At 49.7% G+C, this 22,829-nt stretch carries 16 protein-coding genes; 7 read left to right on the forward strand and 9 right to left on the reverse strand.

Translation table 11 applies throughout. The features are described from left to right. Positions 1 to 61: 61 nt before the first annotated feature. The 3 genes from buk to ilvN are packed head-to-tail and all read right to left on the reverse strand — an operon-like array spanning position 62 to position 2,577. Positions 62 to 1,156: a butyrate kinase gene (gene buk, locus SYK_RS11545; RefSeq protein ID WP_281760418.1), complete on the reverse strand. Its 1,095-nt coding sequence runs from the start codon at positions 1,154 to 1,156 to the stop codon at positions 62 to 64. Further along, positions 1,153 to 2,097 carry a phosphate acyltransferase gene (locus SYK_RS11550; RefSeq protein ID WP_281760419.1) on the reverse strand — a complete coding sequence of 315 codons (945 nt, stop codon included), beginning with the start codon at positions 2,095 to 2,097 and terminating at the stop codon, positions 1,153 to 1,155. The genes buk and SYK_RS11550 overlap by 4 nt, the downstream gene beginning before the upstream one ends. Continuing rightward, the gene (gene ilvN, locus SYK_RS11555; RefSeq protein WP_281760420.1) at positions 2,098 to 2,577 is read right to left on the reverse strand and encodes an acetolactate synthase small subunit; all 480 of its coding nucleotides are present in this window, start codon (positions 2,575 to 2,577) and stop codon (positions 2,098 to 2,100) included. 73 nt (positions 2,578 to 2,650) lie between these two features. Between ilvN and SYK_RS11560 the strand changes: the two genes are divergently transcribed. Further along, a complete protein-coding gene (locus tag SYK_RS11560) occupies positions 2,651 to 4,135 on the forward strand; it encodes an SLC13 family permease (RefSeq protein ID WP_281760421.1) in 1,485 nt (494 codons plus the stop codon). 10 nt (positions 4,136 to 4,145) lie between these two features. Continuing rightward, a complete protein-coding gene (locus SYK_RS11565; protein ID WP_281760422.1) occupies positions 4,146 to 5,081 on the forward strand; it encodes a universal stress protein in 936 nt (311 codons plus the stop codon). A gap of 309 nt (positions 5,082 to 5,390) precedes the next feature. Here the strand turns inward: SYK_RS11565 and murI are convergent, their stop codons facing one another. From murI to hcp, 5 genes are all read right to left on the reverse strand, one after another. Further along, positions 5,391 to 6,230: a glutamate racemase gene (murI, locus tag SYK_RS11570; RefSeq protein ID WP_281760423.1), complete on the reverse strand. Its 840-nt coding sequence runs from the start codon at positions 6,228 to 6,230 to the stop codon at positions 5,391 to 5,393. A 104-nt stretch (positions 6,231 to 6,334) separates the two neighbouring features. Beyond that, a complete protein-coding gene (locus tag SYK_RS11575) occupies positions 6,335 to 7,597 on the reverse strand; it encodes an EAL and HDOD domain-containing protein (RefSeq protein ID WP_281760424.1) in 1,263 nt (420 codons plus the stop codon). A 73-nt stretch (positions 7,598 to 7,670) separates the two neighbouring features. Then, positions 7,671 to 8,582 (reverse strand): HD domain-containing protein, encoded by a 912-nt coding sequence (locus tag SYK_RS11580; protein WP_281760425.1) that lies wholly within the window; start codon positions 8,580 to 8,582, stop codon positions 7,671 to 7,673. 3 nt (positions 8,583 to 8,585) lie between these two features. After that, complete coding sequence (locus SYK_RS11585) at positions 8,586 to 9,824, reverse strand: HD domain-containing phosphohydrolase (RefSeq protein ID WP_281760426.1); 1,239 nt, start codon at positions 9,822 to 9,824, stop codon at positions 8,586 to 8,588. A 193-nt stretch (positions 9,825 to 10,017) separates the two neighbouring features. Next, the gene (gene hcp, locus SYK_RS11590) at positions 10,018 to 11,625 is read right to left on the reverse strand and encodes a hydroxylamine reductase (protein ID WP_281760427.1); all 1,608 of its coding nucleotides are present in this window, start codon (positions 11,623 to 11,625) and stop codon (positions 10,018 to 10,020) included. A gap of 197 nt (positions 11,626 to 11,822) precedes the next feature. On the opposite strand from hcp, the gene SYK_RS11595 reads away from it, so the two are divergent. The 4 genes from SYK_RS11595 to SYK_RS11610 all read left to right on the forward strand — a co-directional run bounded on the left by SYK_RS11595 (position 11,823) and on the right by SYK_RS11610 (position 18,420). After that, on the forward strand, positions 11,823 to 12,209 hold the full coding sequence (locus SYK_RS11595) for a hypothetical protein (protein ID WP_281760428.1): 387 nt from the start codon (positions 11,823 to 11,825) through the stop codon (positions 12,207 to 12,209). A gap of 142 nt (positions 12,210 to 12,351) precedes the next feature. Further along, on the forward strand, positions 12,352 to 15,867 hold the full coding sequence (locus SYK_RS11600; RefSeq protein ID WP_281760429.1) for an ATP-binding protein: 3,516 nt from the start codon (positions 12,352 to 12,354) through the stop codon (positions 15,865 to 15,867). A gap of 110 nt (positions 15,868 to 15,977) precedes the next feature. Further along, positions 15,978 to 17,147: an alcohol dehydrogenase-like regulatory protein ErcA gene (ercA, locus tag SYK_RS11605; protein ID WP_281760430.1), complete on the forward strand. Its 1,170-nt coding sequence runs from the start codon at positions 15,978 to 15,980 to the stop codon at positions 17,145 to 17,147. Next, complete coding sequence (locus SYK_RS11610; RefSeq protein ID WP_281760431.1) at positions 17,113 to 18,420, forward strand: PAS domain-containing sensor histidine kinase; 1,308 nt, start codon at positions 17,113 to 17,115, stop codon at positions 18,418 to 18,420. The genes ercA and SYK_RS11610 overlap by 35 nt, the downstream gene beginning before the upstream one ends. A gap of 44 nt (positions 18,421 to 18,464) precedes the next feature. Here the strand turns inward: SYK_RS11610 and SYK_RS11615 are convergent, their stop codons facing one another. Beyond that, the gene (locus tag SYK_RS11615) at positions 18,465 to 19,232 is read right to left on the reverse strand and encodes a substrate-binding periplasmic protein (RefSeq protein ID WP_281760432.1); all 768 of its coding nucleotides are present in this window, start codon (positions 19,230 to 19,232) and stop codon (positions 18,465 to 18,467) included. Positions 19,233 to 19,365: 133 nt separating this feature from the next. On the opposite strand from SYK_RS11615, the gene SYK_RS11620 reads away from it, so the two are divergent. Then, positions 19,366 to 22,614, forward strand: a complete 3,249-nt coding sequence (locus SYK_RS11620; RefSeq protein WP_281760433.1) for a PAS domain S-box protein — start codon at positions 19,366 to 19,368, stop codon at positions 22,612 to 22,614. Positions 22,615 to 22,829: the final 215 nt, after the last annotated feature.

The raw sequence follows: 22,829 nt of genomic DNA on the forward strand, positions 1-22,829 counted from the left end.
TAAATTTTAGAGTAAAACAGTATATGTTCTTGTTTAAATTAACAACGTATTTTCTCTCTTGTCATGCAACGGCATCACGAACATACGACTGTACACGCTCTTCCCCTTCGAGAGCTTTCTCTGCGCCAAGAGCCAACGAAACCATCTCAATTTCACCAGGCTCTACATACACCGGTGCAAGATGTGAAATCTGTCGCCCAATCTCCGCAGTTAACGGTTCGCTTCGGGCCAATCCTCCAGTCAAAATCACCGCCGCCAAATCAGGCCCATCATCACCGTGGACCAAGGCAGGAACCATGGAGCACACAGAACGAGCCACAGCATAGGCAAAAGCCTTGAAAACCAGCTGGGCCGATTCATCGCCCTCTTCAATACGAGCCACAATCTCACGCGGATCGTTCGTCCCCAAATGAGCAAACAACCCACCTCGTCGAAGAACAGCCTGTTCCATCTTATCGAAACTCACTTCACCGTCGCGCACCATGTGCAACACAGGAATCAAAGGGAGAGAACCGGTCCGTTCCGGTGTGAAAGGTCCTTCACCGTCCAACCCGTTCAGCACATCAACGACCTTTCCCTGCCGATGCGCTCCAATGGAAATACCGCCTCCCATATGACACACAATAAAATTGCCATTCTCATAGGCAATACCCAATTTGTCCGCGACAATCCGGGCCATACCACGCTGATTCAAGGCATGAAACAAAGACCGTCGCCTAATGGCAGGCAGTCCGGTCAACCGGGCCTTATCCATCATCTCATCGGTCACAACCGGATCAACCACGTAGGCAGGCACATCATATTCTCGCCCGAAAGCTCTGGCCATAAGCCCACCGAGGTTACAGGGATGCTCTCCATATCGGGCATTCCGCAAATCGTCTGCCATGTCGTCACACACTTCGTAAACACCGCCTTTTACGGGGTGCAACAACCCGCCACGACCAGCAACCGCACGCAGTTGAATTTCATCTCCACCAGCGGTTTTCAAAAAATCTCTTGTGGCCTGCACACGAAAATCAAACTGATCCGTTACTCGTGCAAAATCAGCAAGCTCACTCTTACGGTGCTGGATCTCCTGCGCAGCCACAGATTGCCCGTTTTCGAACAGGGCTAACTTGGTTGATGTAGACCCTGGGTTAATCACAAGTATACTCATGCGGAACTCCTGTGGGCCAACAAACTGGCAAGTGCAATGGAATGAAATTTACTCGCATCCGAATCCCCTCGCGACGGGACCACCACCGGCACACGACTGCCCACCACAACGGCGGCCATAGTGCAACCAGACAGGGTGGTCAGCGATTTATACAAGATATTCCCCGCCTCAATATTGGGAGTGAGCAAAATATCGGCATTTCCGGCAACAGGGTCATCGAATTGTTTAGTGGCTGCGGCATCCTTGGACACGGCAATATCAAGCGACAACGGGCCGAGCACTCTGGCGTCACCGAACTCTCCCTGCCGAGCCATCTTGGTCAAAATATCCCCATCCAAAGTAGCGGGCATGGCCGGATAATTGATCTTTTCCGTGGCAGCCAAAATTGCAGCTCTGGGTTTATGTATGCCCAATTTTCTGGCTACATCCAGCGCGTTCTTCAGGATATCCACCTTACGTTGCAACGAAGGCGTAATATTCACACCGGGATCGGTCATGATCATGAGCCGCCCATCTATCGGGGACTCAAACACACCCACATGACTCAAAATACGGGAAGGATGCGGAACACCGGTCTTCTTGTTCAGAACGGCCTTGAGCAAAGTTGCGGTCGGCACCAATCCTTTCATGATCAGTTGAGCCTCACCCTCGCGGAACAACCGCACGGCTTCGGCCACGGCCTGCTCGTCATCGGTAATGTGAATTGCTTGAAACCGGGAAATATCAAGACCGCGCTCATCGGCGATACGTTGTGTCTCCTCCACGTCACCAATAAGTATTGGTTCGGCCACGCCACGTTCATATGCCTCCACCCCGGCGCGAAGGACAAACCCTTCCGCGGATCGGGCAATGGCAACCTTGGGCATGACACCATTTCCCACAAGATTTAGGGCAGCCTGCACCAGTCCTTCGAGGCTGGTTACGGGGGTAAACGCCGACACCTATTCGTCCCCTCGCTTAAGTACGATCATGCCGGAACGACACATAGACTTGATGCCATAGGGAATGAGCATCTGAATAAGACCGTCCACCCGCTCCTGATCACCGGATAATTCCACGGTAATAGTCTTCTGCCCCATGCCAACCACATTGGCACGAAAGACCTCGAAGATTTGCATAAGCTGTCCGGTCTGTTCTCGATCCATGGCCACTTTAACCATGACCAATTCTCGATCCACAAAATCCTTACGGGAAAGATCGTCGATCTGAATGATCTCGTCCAAACTGTCCAGATATCGCTCGACCTTATCAATAGCGGCATCATCGCCATCTATACGAAGAACAATACGCGAAACTTCCGGATTCTCTGTCTCGCCAGCAGCCAAGGACAAAATATTAGCATCATATTTCCCGCACTCCTGAGCCATCTGGGCCAAGACACCGGGTTCATTTTTGCACAGTGCAGACAAGGTGCGTCGCAAGGGAATCTCCTTGATTTCGGTTCACGATATATCGGTTTCAAACCGCACTATCACATACCTCATCCCACGGCTGATGAAAAGACCACGCTTTCAACTGGCAACAGGATGCAAGGATGTGTATACTTCCTGCATTGTGATCCATTACTTACGAGAAAAACGGTGGTTTTTCATCACCTTGGCCATTCAGGCTGCCATGCTGCTTTCACCAGCCCCGGACGGAGTCTCTCCCGAGGGTTGGCGAGTCCTTGTCATGACCGTTGGCGCGACCATGCTTTTCATCACCGAGCCTATCCCCCTGCCTGCGGTAGCCCTACTCATCATACTCGGACAGATCTTCCTGCTTGGCATCGACTCCTCACTCGTCGCCAAATCCCTTATGAAAGACTCAGTCCTGTTCATCATGGGATCACTCATGCTGGCCGTGGCTCTGGTCAAACAGAAACTCGACAAACGGCTCGCTCTGCTTATTGTTAGTATTACAGGATCGAATACATACCGTATTGCTTTTGGCATCTCCATATTTTCCGGTATATTGGCATCGTTCATCGGTGAACATACTGTGGCAGCCATGATGCTTCCAGTGGCTTTGTCCCTGTTGCAATTGGCTACTGATGATCCGGCCAAACGACGCGCTTTAGGTCTGCTCTTCCTCTTTTCCATATCATACGCCTGTGCCATGGCCGGTATTGGCACACCGTCTGGTGGAGCGCGTAACGCCATTATGATCGATTATCTGCGTGATTTTTTCTACGCCACGGATGATCCAGCGACCTTCAGCTATTCTGTCACCTATCTCGACTGGATGATCTATGCCTATCCCGTCTTTCTAGTACAATTACCGCTCATGCATCTCATCTTGCGGCACACCTTCAAAACGGACATCACGGACCTCGGCCCTGCAGTGGAGAAACTCAAGGAACAGGTTGGAGACGAAGGATCGTTAAACGGTCGACACTATATGGCCATCCTCCTGTTTTTGATCACACTTATCGGATGGGTCGGATTCTCTTCCGAAGTTGGCATGGGAACCATCGCTATCCTCGGTGCGGTCCTCTTCCTTGTCACCGGCCTCGTGCGTTGGCAGGATCTCAATTCCGGCGTTAACTGGGGCGTGGTTTTGCTGTATGCCGCCGCAATTTCCCTTGGCGTCCAAATGCGCGATACAGGAGCTGCGGCATGGGTAGCCGGTGTGTTCATGGACATACTAGCACCGTTCGGCATGGATCACGGCATTGGGTTGATGGCAGCGGTCATGGTACTCACCACTTTTATCACCAACACCATGAGTAATGGCGCGGCCGTGGCGGTCCTCGGCCCCATCGTCCTGTCCATTGCCGTGGGAACGGAAACAAACCCGCTAGCCGTAGGCATGATCACCGCCGTATCCAGTGCATTCGCCTATTTCACAGTCATCGGCACCCCGGCATCCACCATCGTATATTCATCCGGTCTCTTGCGGCCCAAGGATTTCATGGTTGTCGGCTGGCGCATGGCGCTCATGTCGTTTACCGTTCTGCTTCTCGCATCGAAACTGTATTGGCCCTTGATCGGGTTGTAAGGAGTTGTCCATGACACAGGGCGACAACAGAATACGTATACTTATCTGTATCGGCGGCGGCCCGGATTCACTATCCAGCCTCAAGTATGCAACACGACTCAGCAATCAAGGATGTGCAGACATTGATTTGCTCTATGTGCGCCCTCTGGACAGCGGCCTCAAATCCGGTGGAATGGAGATACGCGTCGCCCGTGAAAACATGCTCGACTGGGGGTTGGAACTGCCCGGCATGACTCACTTGAAAGCAGCTCGTGATCTGCTCATTGAACTTGGTGAAATCGCACCGGATTCCACCCGCGACTGGCATCACCGAGAGCTTTCCGGAGATGTAGCAGGCGAATATGTCCGCGAATACGAAAACCCATGTGGCGGATCCATATCCCTCCGGCTCCGCACCGCCCCGGATGTGACTACTGCCGCCATTGACGAAGCACAGCAAAATAAGGCTGACATTATCATAGTGGGAGCATCTCCCGAACCAGTTGAAGGGTTACGAAAACTCCTCTCACCCAAGCCGCTCGCTCTCAAGATAGCGGCCCATTCACCCATCCCGGTCATAGTTGCCCGGCAGCTTGAACCCGGCCGCGGGCATCTCGTCTGTGTGCAGGACACGGACCGATCCCGATCAATGCTCCCAGAAGCCATTCGGTGCGCTCACGCCTGCCAATGCCCAGTTTCCATCATGTCCGTTGCCCCGGACGAGTCAGGTATCAAATCTGCACAAAAAGCCGTTAACGAAGCCGCCGCACTTTTCAAGAAAAACGGCATCGCGCCACATGAAACACTTGTCGAAGTGGGTGATCCGGTAGAGACCATCATCACCATCGGCTATGATTTCTCGCTCATCCTGCTCTCAGAATCGGAAAAGCCCTGGTTTGCCAAAGGATTCAGTGTCTCCCACGAAGTCGCTGCCAGAGCACGCAACTCAGTGATGATTTTGAAGTAGGGTGTGCCTCCGGCGGCTGGGGGAAGGGGAAAGAGGGCACCCTTTGAAAAGGGCTTCCCTCTTTCCCCTTCCCCCAGACCCCCAACCCCTTTCTCCCTCCTAAACTTTTTGTTGCCGCTTCGCGGGAAGAAATTTGATGTTAAAACAAAGAAATACCCATGAGTATACACACTCATGGGCACTATATAAAAATTCTTACCTATACCGTACGCGCTTCACCGAAGACGACATAAAAGAGTCCAGAGAACACTTTTCAAAAGATTCTTTGGCAAGTCCAGGACAGCGTCCTGGTCTCGCTGAAGGCGACGCTTACAAATCCACGAGTTCGACTTCGTTTTCCGTAATCGGTGTCCCCAGAAAACGTGTGCCGGTTCGAGCGAATCGAGGAGCGTCGTCAGTGGTAAGATACGCGGTAGTGCCACACCCTGAACCGGGACGAATCAATTCGAGAAGGGTCAATTCTTCAAAAACCGTCTCTGCAGTGGTCGCTGCGGAATCGACAATAACAGTCTCAGGAGGCGTAACCTTCCTGATAGCCGGTGCCAGCAAAGGGAAATGGGTACAACCAAGAACTAATGTATCCGGAATGACAGGATCAACTGCGCCGGAAGCCGGATTAAAGACAGGATCGAGATAGCGTGCTGCCACGGCTTCAGGCACATCGCCATCAATCCACCCCTCTTCAGCCAAAGCAACAAAAAGTGAACAAGGGTGTCCGACAATACGGGCTGCAGGAGAAATGGAATGGATAGCCCGCTGATAAGCCCCACCGGCAATGGTGGATTCCGTCGCAACGACAGCTATGGAGCCATTTTTCGTAACGGAACACGCAGCACGGGCTCCCGGTTCCACAACGCCGATGACGGGGACATCTGGGTACGCTTCCCGCAAGGCGGACAAAGCCATGGCAGAAGCCGTGTTGCAGGCAACCACAAGAAGTTTGATCCCTCGACTCACCAGCTCCGCACCACATTGAACACCATACCGGGTCACGGTCTGGGGTGATTTGGTACCATACGGCAACCGCGCAGTGTCACCAAGATAGATAACATCCTCACACGGCATACGCTGCCTGAGTGCTTTGAGTACTGTGAGGCCACCTACGCCCGAATCAAACATGCCAATGGGAAGTTCTGCTACGTTTTTCATGAATTACGACTCCTTGTACCGACAAGTATCTCGGCACCCGTCGAAACCAACACATTTCCATGAAAAAGTCTAAACGAATTGAAGCCCCTTTTTCAACGATCCGGCTATACCGCCGCACTGCCGACCGTACAATATCCAAGCATTTTCTGTGTCCAGCTTCTGGCCTGTACATACATGAGTTCAGCCTGAAGCGTTTCCAGGTCAAGTCGCTTGAGGCGAGACGAAATCCCACTCCATTCCCCACGTTCATAACTTGTGGCCAGCCGCAACAGTTCATACACTTCGCCTTCACCCCTCAGGGCCTTAACCACAGATTCCTCCAAAGGGAGCATTCCAATGATTTCATCCATTGAAATACTGAGCATGGAGTCCAACAGAGAAAACAAGCCGGTCATGAAGAAATTGTCCGGCTCGTATGCAGTACTATTGGAATGACGGCAAATCGACTCAAGAAACTTGGCCCTATGCACTGCGAGATATGCCAGTTCACTCGCTTTGGGAGTAGGATTGAGATCGGCCAGCAAGACACTCCTGAGCCACTGTTTGGCCTGAATCATACCCATCATGTCGAGTGCTCGTTTGGGAGACGAGACTTTTTGACTCAAACCCATTCCTGCGGAATTGATATACCTAAACAACCGATAGGATAAGCTAGGGTCAGACTGGAGAATCTCCGCCAACCGAGCCGGTTCCAAGTCCATTTTGCACAATTCTGCCAAAAGTTGGAGCTTGGTCATTTCATTTGTCGTCAACTTCTTGCCGGGAATAATTTCTGGTTTACTAAAAAAAAATCCCTGAAACAGAGAAAATCCCATTCCTTGAAGCTCATGAAAATTCTCATTATCCTCAACCTTCTCCGCAAGAAGGGTGACGCTTGAAGGGATATTCCGAATAACAACCGCAAGCTTTGCAGGTTCGGCTCCAAACTCAAGCATATCCACCTTGACGATATCAGCCATATCAATAAACGACTCAAGCTCCGGCTGACCGCAATAGTCATCCACGGCGATCTGATACCCGGCACTCTTGAGTTGTTTTACGGCTTGCAGCGTTTCTTTGTTCGGTTTGACGTGCTCAAGTATCTCAATAACACATCGATCCTTGGGCAAGGCAAATCCACCGCCCTCAATCAGAAGCTGTTCTGAAAAATTAATTAAAATCCGGGCGTCTGGAGGTATGCCTTCGGAAGCCAGGGCCAACCCGTCTACAATGACTGATGAAGTTGCCTGCTCCTCGTTGGTAATACAGGCAACATTGTCCTCGCACGACCGAAAGAGGAGTTCATACCCCCAAACAGTTTCATCAGCGCGAAATACCGGTTGTCGGGCAACAAAAACAGTCTCAAAATTAGGAATAGTTACTGACATGTAATCACCATACGTGATTTCATATCAATTTCAATGATAGAATCAAAGAAGGAAGCCTTGGGAAGTGTCCCCCTTAAATGGTGTACGTGGAGATATTGCCCCGTCTGAAACTTGCTAAGAATCCTTCAAGGTCATCCGCATTTTGTGACAACATGCTCTCCAGATAATTCAGGTTTCGATCAATGGCTTCGCTGTACAGATCTTTGTCAACTTTTCGACGATCACGAAAATACAATTTCATATAGCGATCTACCCGCATGAACTCCTTGTCCAGTCGGGTTCTGACCACTCCTTCATAAAACGTGTTTGTTTTTGACAGTAAATCCATGGCGGAGTCATAGCCGGGAATTTTGGCTTCCTGAAATTCCTCGAAAAGCAAAAAAAGCTTTTCAAGGTAATAGCGGTCTGCGATTTGCGCCAACAAATCTGCACTTCCCAAAAAATATCCCATGATACGCATATGTTCCGAGGCGAAAGCCACCTTAGACGGAGACATGGCAAGTATGGTGCACCGGATACAATCCGCGATATCATCCATATCATCCTGCGACATGACGCCATCAAGATTGCTCCGCATAAACATGATGGACCGTTCTTCATGCCCAACCGTATATTTTGCCCCGGTCCCCAGCGTGTCGTCAGCAACCTGTATTAATCCCACATCGTGATACAAGGCAGACAACAGTCCCTTGAGACATTCCTTCTCGGAAAAGACTTCACCATCGGCCAATGCGCCGTAAATAAGTCGGACTGTTGCCAAAACCACGGCGCACGTATGTTCAAAATTATGATACTTCGTGTTGCTGGCCCTATACCCGGGATACAAACCAAAAAATAATTTTTCTACGTCTTCAAAGGCTTTCTGAAAAACACTCGCATCATACTTCGAGAAAAATTCACGCAGAATCTCCTCAGCCTCACGGCGGACGCATTCTCCGTCAGCAGGGTCTACAAAATCATACAACTTCGGTGTTGGTTCAACCATAGGTTACACCTTCCAATCTTCTGTCCATTTGTCGCGAATGGCTTTGATAACGTCAAAAATTTCAATAAAAATCTCAACCATTTCAGGATCAAAATGAGTGCCCGCATCACTTTCCAAAATCCCCAAACATTTTTCATCAGGGAAGGGGTCTTTGTAGGATCGGGGCGATGCCAGAGCATCGTACACGTCCGCCACAGCACAGATACGCGCAGCCAAAGGAATGTCCTCACCGTTCCTCACCTCATCCCCCAAAGACAGGCTGTCACTCCACACTGCTGAATACGGGATGCTCGGATACCCTCGCCCTTCATATTTTTCATGGTGACACAGGGCAATTTCCATGGACATCCGATCTAGTTCAGACGTTTGATTCTTGAAAAGACGTGCTCCATAAACAGTATGCCATTTCATGGTATCGAATTCTTCATCCGTGAGTTTCGCCGGCTTTTTCAAAATATTATCTGAAATACCGACCTTACCAACATCATGAAGCATGGCAGCTAGGCGCAAATTATCACGAGCACGTTTGATATCCTTTGCGCTATGATTACGCCGGGCAGCCCATGTGCCATAAATTTCTGCAGAGTATGCCCCCACACGCTGAACATGTGCGCCAGTTTCCGAGGGGTCACGTAACTCGGCCATCTGCATCATCCGCAGAATGAGTTCTCGGTTCATGATACCACGCTCAATGGCCACCGACGCATTATTGCAGAACAGAGGGATGTACGTCTGGGCCTCCGGCGAAAAAGCACCAACCTTACCCATATCATTCTTGGCGTTAATAAGTTGCATCACACCCACTAACCGACTTTCCTGAGCGATAAGCGGGATGGTCAGCATGGACGTAGTTCTATACCCGGATTTTTCATCAAAAGATTTGTTGAAATTGAATGGGAGAATGGGGTCCAACTCGTAGGCATCATCAATGGAAAGGCTCTGCCGTGTCTTGGCAACGTATCCAACGATGGAATGTTCACTGATGGGAATACTAAAATTATGGTATAAAGCTGCGTTAGCAGTTTCCTTCTTGAACAAAGTATCATTCTGAACATAACTGAAAATCAGACTGTCATCTTCAACCAAAAATATGGACCCTGCATCTGCCCCGGAAAGCTGTCGGGATTCATACAGAATCTTATCCAAAATAGTGTCAACATCTTTAAGCTGGTTGACCTCTTCTGTGGTCTTGAGAATTGCCATCACCGCATCATCGCGGCTGGTAAGTCGTTCGGCAGACATACGCACTCCCTTGTAATGATATACCACTATATTGCCTAATCCCTATGGAAAATCAAGGATGCCAGCGAACAAAGAGTGCAACGAAAATTCGAGATAAAATCATCCTGCAAGGATGTCCCGCCATCAGAAAACAAAAAAAGCCCCGCCAGCGTCAGCTGGCAGGGCGGAGAGTCATTGAAGCGTATCGCCTCGACTAGCCAAGAAGTTCGGCAAGGTCTTCATCGGGAGTAGCGATGGGAGCGATGTTGTAGTTTTCGACCAGGTAGTTCAACACGTTGGGAGTGATGAATGCTGGGAGAGTCGGTCCAAGCTTGATGTTCTTGATGCCAAGGGCCAGCAAGGAGAGCAGGATGGCAACGGCCTTCTGCTCATACCAGGACAGAACCAGAGACAGCGGAAGTTCGTTGATGTCACACTCGAAGGCCTCGGCCAGAGCCATGGCAATCTTGACAGCAGAATATGCGTCATTGCACTGACCAACGTCGAGCAGACGGGGGATACCACCGATGTCGCCGAGCTGTTTGTCGAAGAAGCGGAACTTGCCGCAAGCCAGAGTCAGGATAATGGTATCCTTCGGGGCTTTTTCAACAAACTCAGTGTAGTAGTTACGACCAGGCTTGGCACCATCGCAACCGCCGACGAGGAAGAAGTGACGGATGTCGCCAGCCTTGACGGCGTCGATGACAGTTCCGGCAACAGACATGACAGCGTTACGGGCAAAACCAACCATGACGGTACCCTTGTCGGTATCTTCGGGGAAACCAGGCATTGCCAGGGCTTTCTCGATAACCGGGGTAAAATCGTCATTGGAAACATGGACTGCACCGGGCCAACCGACGAGGCCGGTGGTAAAAATGGCGTCAATATAATTCTTGGGGTCCTGAATACAGTTGGTGGTCATCAGGATAGAACCGGGGAACTCAGCAAATTCCTTTTTCTGATTCTGCCATGCGGTTCCATAGTGACCAGCAAAATGAGGGTATTTCTTCAGTTCCGGGTAACCATGACAGGGCAGCATCTCACCATGGGTATAAATATTAATGCCCTTGCCTTCAGTCTGCTTGAGCAAAACGTCTAGGTCTTTCAGGTCATGACCGGAAACGAGAATAGCCTTGCCTGCGGTTGCACCGAGCTTGACCTCAGTGGGTTCCGGGTGGCCGTAAGTGGAAGTATTAGCTTCATCAAGCAATTCCATGGCGCGAATGTTCACGCGTCCACATTCCAGACCGGCTTCAACACACTGTTCTAAAGTCAAATCCGTAGACAAGGTTGCAGCGAGCAAACCTTGGAAATTGGCATACAGTTCGTTGTCTTCATAGCCCAAAATGGCGGCATGATCGATGTAAGCAGCCACACCCTTGAGACCGTAGGTCAAAGTCTGCTTGAGAGACTTAAGATCTTCGTTGGTTTCGGGATCGTTCTCGACGCCATGCTCCTTACCCTGGGCAACCATGCCCGGAATATCGAGAGCAGGGGTATAAACGGCAGGACCGTCGAATTCAACACCGGGAGCCTTGGTCTTCAAAGCTTCGCGCATGCTGACACATTCATTAATGAGTTTGACGAAACGAGCGTCGTCAAAGTTGACATTGGTCAAGGTAGAAAACACGGCTTCAGCGGTGAAGCGATCGACGGCGGCATCTTCAGTTCCTGCCTCACGGGCAGCAATCGCCACCTGAGAAAGTCCTTTGGTCAGATAAAGAAGAAGGTCCTGCAAGGATGCAGTATTGTCGGTCTTTCCACAAACGCCGATTTTGGTGCAGCCGCCTTTGGCAGCCTGTTCACACTGATAACAAAACATGGTTTCACTCCTTGATGTTTCGGTAATTTGTTCGTTCTGTGATTCGAGGTTTAAGCGAAACCGGATTGCGAAAGTATGACTTGAGTCAAAAAACGGATAAAAAGTCATAAACTTTGTCATCGAGTGTGCGAAGTCATGTTTCCATGATGAACGAGGAGTGTTAGGAGAAAGCATCGCTAACCATCACGGAGCATGCCATGAAAAAAAGTTTTTTGAGTATTATTTTTGTTCTTTTGCTGGTTCTTCCCGCACAGGCGCAAGACGCCAACCGGCAAAAATGTTTGGAGTCGACCGTACAATTCTATAACTGCCTGAAAGGTGGAACCGAATTACAGCGCAACCTTGCCACTACATATCTGCTCGGAGCCATACAAACCCTTGGAGCACTCGATCTGATTGAGATCCCAAAAAACAAGAATATGGCTCACTTCCGCTTTGAATACCTCGACTTCGTTGAGCTGAACGCACGTATTCACGACGAACGTCCAGGACATGGAATGGTCATGTATCTCCTCCAAACCTATGGCAAAGAAACAAATTCTGAAGGTATGAAATACGTTAAATCACTTGATCTAATCCGATAACCGAGACGGACTCACAACGGCCCTACAGACAAGAAAAGTCCTCTGCGCAAGCGATCAAGCAAACCGCCTGACCGCGTTTCACTTTATTATTCCGCACCCTTTTGCTAATAGAAATCAAACAGAAACCAACCCCGGGAATACCATGCCACGCCGCCCTCGCCCCCATCTGTCACGCCTTGTGCTGATTGCAGCAATCCTCATGGCCTGTTCGATACTCTCCGCGCCAGCCTGGGCAGGGGGCAAAAAGCAGATCCTGCTCCTCAACTCCTATCATCACAATTTCAGCTGGAATGAAGAGATATTTCGAGGGCTGACCGACGTACTCAGACCCCGCGAGACCGGCATTGTCCTGCATATGGAAAACATGGACACCAAGCGGGTGGAATTCAATAAACAATATGCACGGCAACTCCGAGACGTTTTCAAACACAAGTATCACGGCATTAAGCTGGATCTGATCTTTGCAACGGACAACAACGCATTTGATTTTTTAAAACAATATCATTCGACCTTGTTTCCAAATATCCCGGTCGTCTTCTGCGGGGTCAATTCCTTCCGTCCAGAACTCATCGCCGGCCATCCCCTCTTTACCGGCGTGTCAGAATCAATAGACGCCAAAGATACCCTCTGGTGGGCTCTCAAACTTCATCCGAACACCCAGTCCATCTATATAATCAACGACCACACTCCCTCCGGACAGGCCGTCACCCAATCAATTAAAAACCAACTCACAAATTTTTCACCCCATATTACAGTTCGTTATTCAGATAACCAGAACTTTTCCGGAATTCTCGCGGAGGTAGAAGCCCTGCCCCGTGACGGGCTCATTCTGCAAGGCCTTTACAACAGAGACAAAGAAGGACAATTTTTCGATGTAACCGAAGCCACTGAGGCAATCTCCAAACGAACCAATGTCCCTCTCTACGGCCTGTTCGATTTCGATCTCGGACACGGTATCATAGGTGGCCTGCTTTCCAGCGGATACTTTCAGGGACAGACCATGGCCCAAATGGGGCTGCACGTTTTGGCAGGACGCAAACCCAGCGATATCCCGATTATCCATGACGATACATTCAACCCCATGTTCGATTATGAACAAATGAAACGCTTCGGCATTGACCTCGAGGAACTGCCCGACGGAAGCGATGTCATCAACCGTCCGTCATCCTTTTATTCAGCGCACGCCGGATTCATCTGGCTGGGCGCCGGGTTTGCCGTATTGCAAAGTTTCATTATCCTCATGCTTATCGTCAATATTACCAGACGCCGTCAGGCAGAAAAAGACCTGCGAAGCGCACACCGCACACTTGAAGAACGGGTTCGGACACGAACCAGCAACATGAAGGACTCGGAAAAGGCACTGCGTACAGTTTTTGATTCTGCTCAAGATGCCATTTTCATTCACGATAAAAATGGATGTATTCTGGAGACGAACCAACGCATGCTCGACATGTACGGGTTCAAGAATGAACACCCGGACGATGTTTCCATAGCCAAAGATCTTTCCAGCCGGAAAGATCCAGTCTATCGCCTGTCCGCTATCTGGCATGACACTCTCAACGGCAAACCGCAAAATTTTGAATGGCGGGCCAAACGGGTTAACGACGACCACGAATTCGATGTGGAAGTATACCTCAATCACATCGTATTTCGCGGACAGGATGCCATCCTGGCAAACGTCAGGGACATTTCGATACGAAAGGAATCCGAAAACAGCATCCGTCAATCCCTGTTCAAATTCGAAGCGATTTTCGAAAACTCGCTTATGGGCATTGCCATGTCCAATGGCCCCAAACTTGCCACCATCAACCGGCGAGGCGCAGAAATATTCGGACACACTCAAGAAACAATGCTCACGATGGATCATTCTTCTCTGTTTGAAAAAGAGGAAATGAAAGAGCAATTCATACAGCAAGCACGGGAAGCCCTCAAAACCAGCGGGGTCTTCAATACCGAACGCGCATTCATGAACAAAACCGGGACTCCTGTCTGGTGCCGCATGTATGCCAAGGCTGTTGACCCGGAGAATCTGAACAAGGGTGTTATCTGGGCCTGGGATGACATTACCCAGACTCGAAATGCTCAGGAAGACCTGATGCGTGCCAGAGAAGATGCCGAAGCCGCAAACAGGGCAAAATCAGAATTTCTTGCTGCCATGAGTCACGAGATCAGAACCCCCATGAACGCTATTGTGGGTATGACCGACATCACCCTCCAAACCGATCTGAACGAGGAACAACGCGATTACCTCAAAACGGTGCAAGACTCGGCACAACATCTTCTTTCCATCATCAACGATATCTTGGACCTGTCAAAAATCGAAGCCCAAAAACTGGAACTCGATCATGTGGATTTCGACCTCATTTTCCACGTCCAAACCACTATCAAAGGTCTGGAAATGCAGGCCAGACAAAAAGGACTGGATCTGATCCTTCACGTGGATGACGCTGTCCGCCACTGCGTCAAAGGCGATCCTCTGTCACTGCGCCAAGTCTTGGTCAATCTGGTCGGCAACGCCATCAAATTCACCCATAGAGGCTCCGTCACGATCCGAGTGCTCCAGACAAAATCCCCAACACAGCCAGACTCTCCACAGACAGTGGGCATCGCATTTGAAGTAGAAGACACAGGCATCGGCATTCCACCGGAATTCATGGATACGGTTTTCCAAAGCTTTTCCCAGACCACTCGGGCCTTTGGCGGCACAGGCCTCGGACTGGCCATCTGCAATCAACTCATCACTCTCATGGGCGGTGAGATTCACGTAGAATCAACGGTGGGTCAGGGAAGTATCTTCTCCTTCACGGTCTGGTTCGAACCGGGGGTATCCTGTCCTACACCGGTCGATACCAAGCGCACATTGCCAGAGGCTCCATCCCGTCCCATCAGAGTGCTGATCGCAGAAGACAATGACGTCAACGTCATGGTCACCACGCTTAAACTGGAAGATCTGGGATACTCCTATGCCGTTGCCGGAACCGGCTTGGAGGTCCTCGACCGCCTTAAACGAGAGTCTTTCGATCTTATCCTCATGGACATCGAAATGCCTGTGCTCGACGGCATCTCCACAACCAAAACCATCCGTGCAGCCATTCCCGGCGGCCCGATACCTGACCCGGCCATTCCTATCATCGGTGTCACAGCCCATGCCCTCAAGGAATTCAGAGATAAAAGTCTGGATGCCGGTATGGACGACTATGTTTCCAAGCCAGTGGATTTCCATGAACTGGCCGTCATTATCAACCGACTGATAGGCACCTCTGTCACGGTCCCATTACAAAAGGAGACGGACTCAGAGGTAACTCCGCCTCATACCAGACCGGAATCGGCAAACAAGACATGGACCCCGGATGCTGCAATGGAATATCTAGGGGTGGACACTGCAACTTTCACGGACTTTCTGTCTGCCGCACGGGTCGAGCTGATCACCAGAACCGAAGAACTCAAACAGGTTCTTGATGGACAAAATCCAAACAACGCACACACCGTGGTGCACACCATCAAATCCATTTGCACCTCTATCGGTGCCAGTAAGGCAACCAATGCCGCCGCCCAATTGGAAAGAGCGTGTCGGGATCAGAAAAAAATAACTGAGCATCTGGACGTATTTTTGAAAGAAATTGCCCATCTCATAAAAATTATGGACGATCACACATAGTGTGGCATATGCTTTTAAATAGTATACTTTTTATTCCCATGATCAAATAAAGAAAGAACAATTGAATGACATCAGCGCCTGATTAAAATTCTTCCCAAGGGAGAAATTTCATGGTCGAAAACATTTTTTCCGAATTAAGAAAATTCGTTGCTCCCGAATTCATTTTCGGGGCCGGAGCAGCCTCTCTGGCTGGGCAATACGCAGCCAACCTTTCCATCAAGAAACCTCTCGTTGTCACCGGACCACATCTCGACGCTCTTGGCATTTCCGGTCAGATAATCGACTCTCTCACAAAAGAAGGCGTCTCCAGCGTCCTGTTTTCAGGTGTCACCCCCAATCCCAGGGACGGAGAAGTCATGGCCGGGGCCGAAATATTCCTGATGAACGGATGCGATGCCATCGTGGCCGTAGGAGGGGGGTCGCCCATGGACTGTGCCAAAGCCATCGGCATTGTCTGTACCAATGACCGCCACGTTCTTGACTTTGAAGGCGTGGACAACGTGGAACGGCCCGGGCCTCCGCTTATCTGCATACCTACAACTGCCGGAACTGCGGCTGACATATCTCAATTCTGCATCATAAATGCCATTGAACGAAAAGTGAAGATAGCCATTGTTTCCAAAACAATGGTGCCTGATGTTGCGCTCATCGATCCGTTGTTGACCATAACCATGGATGAAAAACTGACCGCTTACACCGGACTGGATGCTCTGACACATGCCACCGAAGCCTATGCCTCAAATGCCGCCTCGGCCATCACCGATCTTAACGCTCTAGAAGCGGTCCGACTGATTAACACCCATCTCTTGACAGCCGTCAGAGAGCCAGACAATCTGGAAGCGCGAACAGGAATGATGCTTGCTTCGACTTATGCAGGTCTGGCCTTTTCAAATGCGATACTGGGCGCGGTTCACGCCATGGCTCACAGCCTCGGAGGCTTACTGGATCTCCCTCACGGCTTGTGTAACGCAATTTTGCTGGATCATGTGATAGAATACAATTTCGATGCAGCGTCACAAAAATATCTGAAACTCGGAGAGGCTCTGGGAACTCAAAACCCAACGAACGCCACACATGACGATATAAAAAGAAACACACTGGAAGCATTCAGAAGCCTCAAACAGGCCGTCGGTGTATCCGATAACCTGTGTGAACTGGGGATGTCGATTGAAGACCTACCGCTTCTGGCAGAGAATGCCCTTGCTGATGCCTGCATGCTAACCAACCCGAAACAACCCTCTGCCAATGAAATCATGGAAATCCTCAAAAAAGCCTGCTGACAAAAGACCTGACCCGGCTAATGAGCGTGAAAAACTTATAGGGCTTGGCAAACGGTCCATCAGCAAAAGCTATTACCCGGAACTCAAGACCCGACTTGAGGAGTTGGAACAATTTCGCGCCCTGCTCGACAGAGTCAACGACGCTATTTTCGTTGTGGACGCGGATACCGGTGTCACACTCGATATTTCAGGTTCGACCACCACCATGTTGGGCTGCGAAGCGGATATACTCGTAGGCAACAGTTTCAAGACCATCTTGCCGGAGCATATTCAACGGCACGCTAACAACCTTTTCCACAACAAAACCCAAAAGATCTCTCTGGAAACACAATTCAACCACCCAGACTGCCCGGACACTCCGTCAGTACCTGTTGAATTGACCCTTCAACTCGTCGAACTCCAAGGCAAACGGCGGGCCATCATCATGGCCAGAGACATCAGCGAACGCAAATTTAATGAAGAAAAACTCAGAGAGAGCCATGCTCAACTGGAAATACGAATCCAAGAGCGGACACGCGAGTTGAACCGGGCCAATCAGGCAAAATCAGAATTTCTGGCCATTGTCTCCCACGAATTACGAACACCGCTGACTTCAATTCTCGGATTCGCCAATATCATCCGCAAAAAATTGGTAAAGACAGTTTTCCCATCTGTAACCCCCGATGCCCCCGCCTCTGTCCACAAGGAAATCAAACGAGTAAAAAGGAATATTGACATCATAACCTCTGAGGGGAACCGGCTGACAGCCCTCATCAATGATGTCCTCGATCTGTCCAAGCTGGAAGCAAACAAGGTGGAGTTCAACTTCGCCCCCGTCAATCCGCAAGAGTTCATCCATCGATCCGTAGAAGCCACGGCAGGATTATTCAAAGACACCAATCTGGTTCTCCTTCTTGAACTGGAGCCGGATCTTCCCTTAATCAACGGAGACCTCAACCGATTGATTCAGGTAATGGTCAATCTCATCTCCAATGGAGTAAAATTCACCCCCGAGGGTAGCCTCACCTGCCGCGCACGACATTGTGACGACACTATACGCATCAGTGTCGCCGACACAGGCATAGGCATGCCTCAGTCCACGCTGGACACCATTTTCGACAAATTCACCCAAGGACACGACGGACTGACCGAAAGACCCAGAGGGACAGGACTTGGCCTGTCCATATGTCGACATATCATTAACGATCACGGAGGACACATCTGGGTTGAAAGCAGCTCGGACAAAGGGAGTAAATTCATTTTTACCCTGCCCGTTTTCGATACGAAGCAATAAAAAAGGCCCGGACATGCCGGGCCTTCGTCGATCAATTCATCAATCTAAAATCGGAAGAGATACCGTTTGGCGATTTTATTGTAGGTTCCATCTTCGCGTATTTGAGTCATAACATGCTCGAACTTACGTATGAGCATATCTTTTCCCTCGATGTCAGTTGCTCGGGAAAGAACGGCATAGGAAGGCTTATCGTCAATAATTTTCTTGGGAAGATACACAATGGAGCTCGTCATCCCCATGGGCTTCAAGGTATAATAAGTCACATCCATATTTCCTACAAACCCGTCAATTTCACCTTCCAAAAGTCCTCTCACCGCATCGGAAATATCCGTGTATTCCTTGGTGTCCATAATACCGCCCGACCGGGCCGCATTAAACTCATCCCCCAGAGAAACACCTGCGACCTTGCCTATAATCTTGCCACGCAGGTCCTCATATGTACGGAAGGAGAACTTACTGCCGACCTTGGTAAAGATCACGTAATCGCTCACATGAATCGGCACGGCATCCATAAACATGGCATACTGTTCGCGGTCTGGAGTCTTAAAAAAAGAAGTAGCTCCGTCGCACTCGCCACTTTTCACCATTGAAACAAGCGTTTCCCACGATTTAAACTCTATCTTGAGATTGACACCCGCCCGTCGAGCCACCTCGGTCAGAACATCAACATCGATACCGGCAGGTTCCCCTTCGACCAGCATCGAATAGGGAGCAAAATCTTTATCGGCTACAAACAACAGTGCATCCGCAGCCCGAGCCGGAGCAGCGAACATGACCAGGGTGCAAAAGACGGAAAGAAAAATGAGTTTCATCAAATATCTCCTGATAATTTTGGATCATGTAACTGTAACGTGTTCCCGGCTCCGGCACAAGGCGCCATGGACAGAGTAACAAAAGGCATGGTAATCAATCATCCCTTTTCAGATTCAGCCAAAGGACCTCCGCGTGAGTTTACCAAGCATATTGATTATTGCCGCAGCCCCTAACTTCAAATCCATGGCGGCTAAGCATTTTCGTGCATCCGGTTATACTCTCATTGAGGCGGCGGACCTATTCTCCGGCATGGCCCTATTCCATTCGGAACAACCCGATGTCATTCTGCTTGATCCAGATCTCCCGGATACTCAGGATCTTGACGCACTGGTCCAACTGACTCGCTACCCTAAAAGCGTCCCAATCATCATCTTGTCCTCAAGTGGCAAAACACAGGATGTAGTCAAAGCACTCAAAAATGGGGCATGGGAATATGTGATCAAAGATGACACCGCTCTGGACGAATTGGACCGCATCCTGAACGATCTTCCACTCCAGCCAGAAACAACGCCTTACACCCACGAAACTTTTCTTTCCGATTGGCAACAGCCATCCTTGCAGGCCGTCATTGATGCCATCCCCAGCCAAATTTTCTACAAAGATCTTGATGGCAAATACATTGGCTGCAACCAAGCCTTTATCGACTATATAGGGCAGCCCAGGGAATCCATTATTGGCAAACGTATTGAAGAAATCAGACCAAAAGAAGAATCGTCCGTTTTTATTGACAAAGACAAACAACTCTTCGCGCACGGGGGATGCCAGGAATACGAAATGTCCTTCCCTCTCAACGGGGAAAAATGTCATATTCTCATTCGAAAAACCCTGCTCTTCGGCCCGAACAAAAATATCAGTGGTATTGTCGGTATGGCCACGGACATCACTCGACTCGTAGAAGCAAAAAAAGCCAAGAAAAAAAGTGATCAACGGTATCGACAAGTTTTCGAAGCCACTGGTTCTGCCACAATTATCGTCGATGAAGATACAATTATCTCCAAAGCCAATAAACAATTTGCCGAACTGTACGGACGAGAGCTGAAAGACATCGAAGGGGTTATGTCCCTGACAGAATTTGTCGCGCCGGAAGATCGGGCCCGCGTCTTGAAACACCACAACAATCGCCGAAAATCAAACAATAACGCCCCCGCGTCCTACGAACTTCACTTCATCAAGTCCTCCGGTGAAGTCCGCCACATACATATACAGGTAACCATGCTGGACGATGGTCCTCAGTCCATCGCATCCATAATTGACATCACCGAACTCAAACAATCGGAAAACATGCTCAGAATGGCACTGGGCGAAATGCAGGTTATCCAGCAGAACTCACTTGTAGGCATGGGAATGTTCCGCAACGGCACAATCCAACGCATCAACGAACGCGCGGAAGAAATTTTTGGAGTTCAAAGGAATGACCTCCTTCATACTGACGGATCACATCTGTTCAAATCACACAGGCAGTATCAAAGTTTCCGCAGGCGGATTCAGGCCGCCCTGCTTGCCGAAGGTGAATACCTTGCGGAACACCAGTTCATCCGCTCGGATGGCATCATGTTACGCATCACCCTGTTCATTCGGGCTGTAGACAAAGACAACCTCGATCAGGGTATCAGCTGGACCGTCGTGGACATCACCAAACGTCGATACACGGAAGCGGTCACACATCTTCTCTACCGCATATCCAACACGGTCAGCACCACCTCTGATCTCGATGAACTCTATCGACGTATTCATGCCATCCTCAATGAGCACATAGCCGCGAAAAACTTTTTTATAGGCCTGCTGGATTCAAGTCGATGTCACCTAAAATTCACATATTTCAAAGATGAAAAAGATGACTTCATGGGCAAAGTTTTCGACATCAGCGACACCAATATCACCAGCCTGAGCGTGGAAGTCATTAAAACCGGTAAGCCCTTGTTGGTCAGCAAAAAAGGGCCATCAGGCAGGAATACGGCCAAACGCGATGCAATATATATGGACCGCAAGGATTTTCTGCGTATGAAAGCTGTTGACGAAAAAAAAATGATAGGCAGTTCTGCGCAGGCCTGGCTTGGCGCACCCCTGAAAATCAAAGGGGAAGTCGTCGGCGTCATGGCTGTTCAGTCATACACAAACCCCCACCAATTTTCCGGATGGGACGTGGATATGCTGACCTCGGTGTCCGAACAAATAGCTTTGGCCATTGAACGAAAAGAATTCGAGCAGGATCTCAGGCTGGCAAAAGAACAGGCTGAAGCCGCCAACCAGTCCAAAAGCGAATTTTTGGCAAACATGAGCCACGAAATACGAACGCCCTTAAATGGGGTGTTGGGTATGCTGCAACTAGCCCAACGAACCGACATGACCATAGAACAAGCAGATTATGTAGACACGGCCATCTCGTCAGGAAGAAGTCTGCTCTCGATCATCAACGACATTCTCGACTTCTCCAAAATCGAAGCCGGCAAAATGGAAGTACTAACGGAACCCTTCTCTGTTGAAGGCCTGGTTCAGGACGTGTTGTCTCCATTCATACCTCAAGCTTCAAGCAAGGGGTTGAACCTGACGGCTCATATCGATCAGGATGTCCCTCCCATGGTCATTGGCGGAAAAAGTCGTCTGAAGCAAATTCTTTTCAATCTGATCGGAAACGGCATCAAATTCACGACCGAAGGAAAAGTCGAGGTACGCGTTAAAAGTCTCAGTCGAGATGAAAAAGCTGGGACAACAAGCCTCCTCTTTTCGGTCGAGGATACCGGCATCGGCATCCCAAATCACATGCTCGATACTATATTTGAACCATTCACCCAAGTTGATGGTTCATTCGTCCGTCGACATCAGGGAACCGGGCTAGGGCTCGGCATCGTCAAACGGCTGGTTTCCCTTCTGGGAGGTCAGTTGACTGTGGACAGCACACACGGGAGGGGGACCTCTATTCATCTGATACTCAACTTCCTGATCGAACCGGGCGACCTCATGCCCGACCAAACGCTTCGACCGGCAGCGAAATCCCTAAAGGACGGCCTCACGTTGCTTGTCGTGGAAGACAACCGAATCAACAGGCTTATGGCAACACGAATGTTCGGCAAGATGGGCCACATGTCGGAAACAGCATGCAACGGTCAAGAAGCCATCGACAGGCTGAAAGAACGAAGCTTTGACGCCGTGTTCATGGATATCCAAATGCCCGATATGGACGGTGTTCAGGCAACCGAGATCATACGCAACTCCAAACCGGGGTCTGCCCTGAACCCATATGTACCGATCATCGCGATGACAGCCCACGCCATGGTTGGTGACAGAGAAATGTTCCTCAGCAGCGGGATGACTGACTATATTGCCAAACCCGTCAACCTGGACGAAGTCGAACAAGTTTTGAGTCGTCTCTTCCAAGCATGATAACGCGCCAAACAAAAATTACGCTTCGCGTAAGTCCTAACATCATTCTATACGTCTATTGTATAGACATTTTCTCGATTTTCCCTAGCATTTGATCAACTCTTATTATATGAAACGGGGAAATGGGTACAAACATCAGTGCCGCTCGGCCGGTATCCTACTTTCCCGTCCCTCCAGTTATGATCTTTCCGGAGGTGCTAGGGGAATTCTCCGTC

It is taken from the genome of Pseudodesulfovibrio nedwellii (genome assembly GCF_027923765.1).
Taxonomy (GTDB): domain Bacteria; phylum Desulfobacterota; class Desulfovibrionia; order Desulfovibrionales; family Desulfovibrionaceae; genus Pseudodesulfovibrio; species Pseudodesulfovibrio nedwellii.

Coding starts and splice junctions, on each gene's coding strand:
- SYK_RS11615 (WP_281760432.1), bottom strand. CDS start 19,232: ATGAAACTCATTTTTCTTTCCGTCTTTTGCACCCTGGTCATGTTCGCT.
- hcp (WP_281760427.1), bottom strand. CDS start 11,625: ATGTTTTGTTATCAGTGTGAACAGGCTGCCAAAGGCGGCTGCACCAAA.
- SYK_RS11580 (WP_281760425.1), bottom strand. CDS start 8,582: ATGGTTGAACCAACACCGAAGTTGTATGATTTTGTAGACCCTGCTGAC.
- SYK_RS11600 (WP_281760429.1), top strand. CDS start 12,352: ATGCCACGCCGCCCTCGCCCCCATCTGTCACGCCTTGTGCTGATTGCA.
- SYK_RS11595 (WP_281760428.1), top strand. CDS start 11,823: ATGAAAAAAAGTTTTTTGAGTATTATTTTTGTTCTTTTGCTGGTTCTT.
- SYK_RS11565 (WP_281760422.1), top strand. CDS start 4,146: ATGACACAGGGCGACAACAGAATACGTATACTTATCTGTATCGGCGGC.
- SYK_RS11610 (WP_281760431.1), top strand. CDS start 17,113: ATGAAATCATGGAAATCCTCAAAAAAGCCTGCTGACAAAAGACCTGAC.
- buk (WP_281760418.1), bottom strand. CDS start 1,156: ATGAGTATACTTGTGATTAACCCAGGGTCTACATCAACCAAGTTAGCC.
- SYK_RS11575 (WP_281760424.1), bottom strand. CDS start 7,597: ATGTCAGTAACTATTCCTAATTTTGAGACTGTTTTTGTTGCCCGACAA.
- ercA (WP_281760430.1), top strand. CDS start 15,978: ATGGTCGAAAACATTTTTTCCGAATTAAGAAAATTCGTTGCTCCCGAA.
- SYK_RS11560 (WP_281760421.1), top strand. CDS start 2,651: ATGAAAAGACCACGCTTTCAACTGGCAACAGGATGCAAGGATGTGTAT.
- SYK_RS11585 (WP_281760426.1), bottom strand. CDS start 9,824: ATGTCTGCCGAACGACTTACCAGCCGCGATGATGCGGTGATGGCAATT.
- murI (WP_281760423.1), bottom strand. CDS start 6,230: ATGAAAAACGTAGCAGAACTTCCCATTGGCATGTTTGATTCGGGCGTA.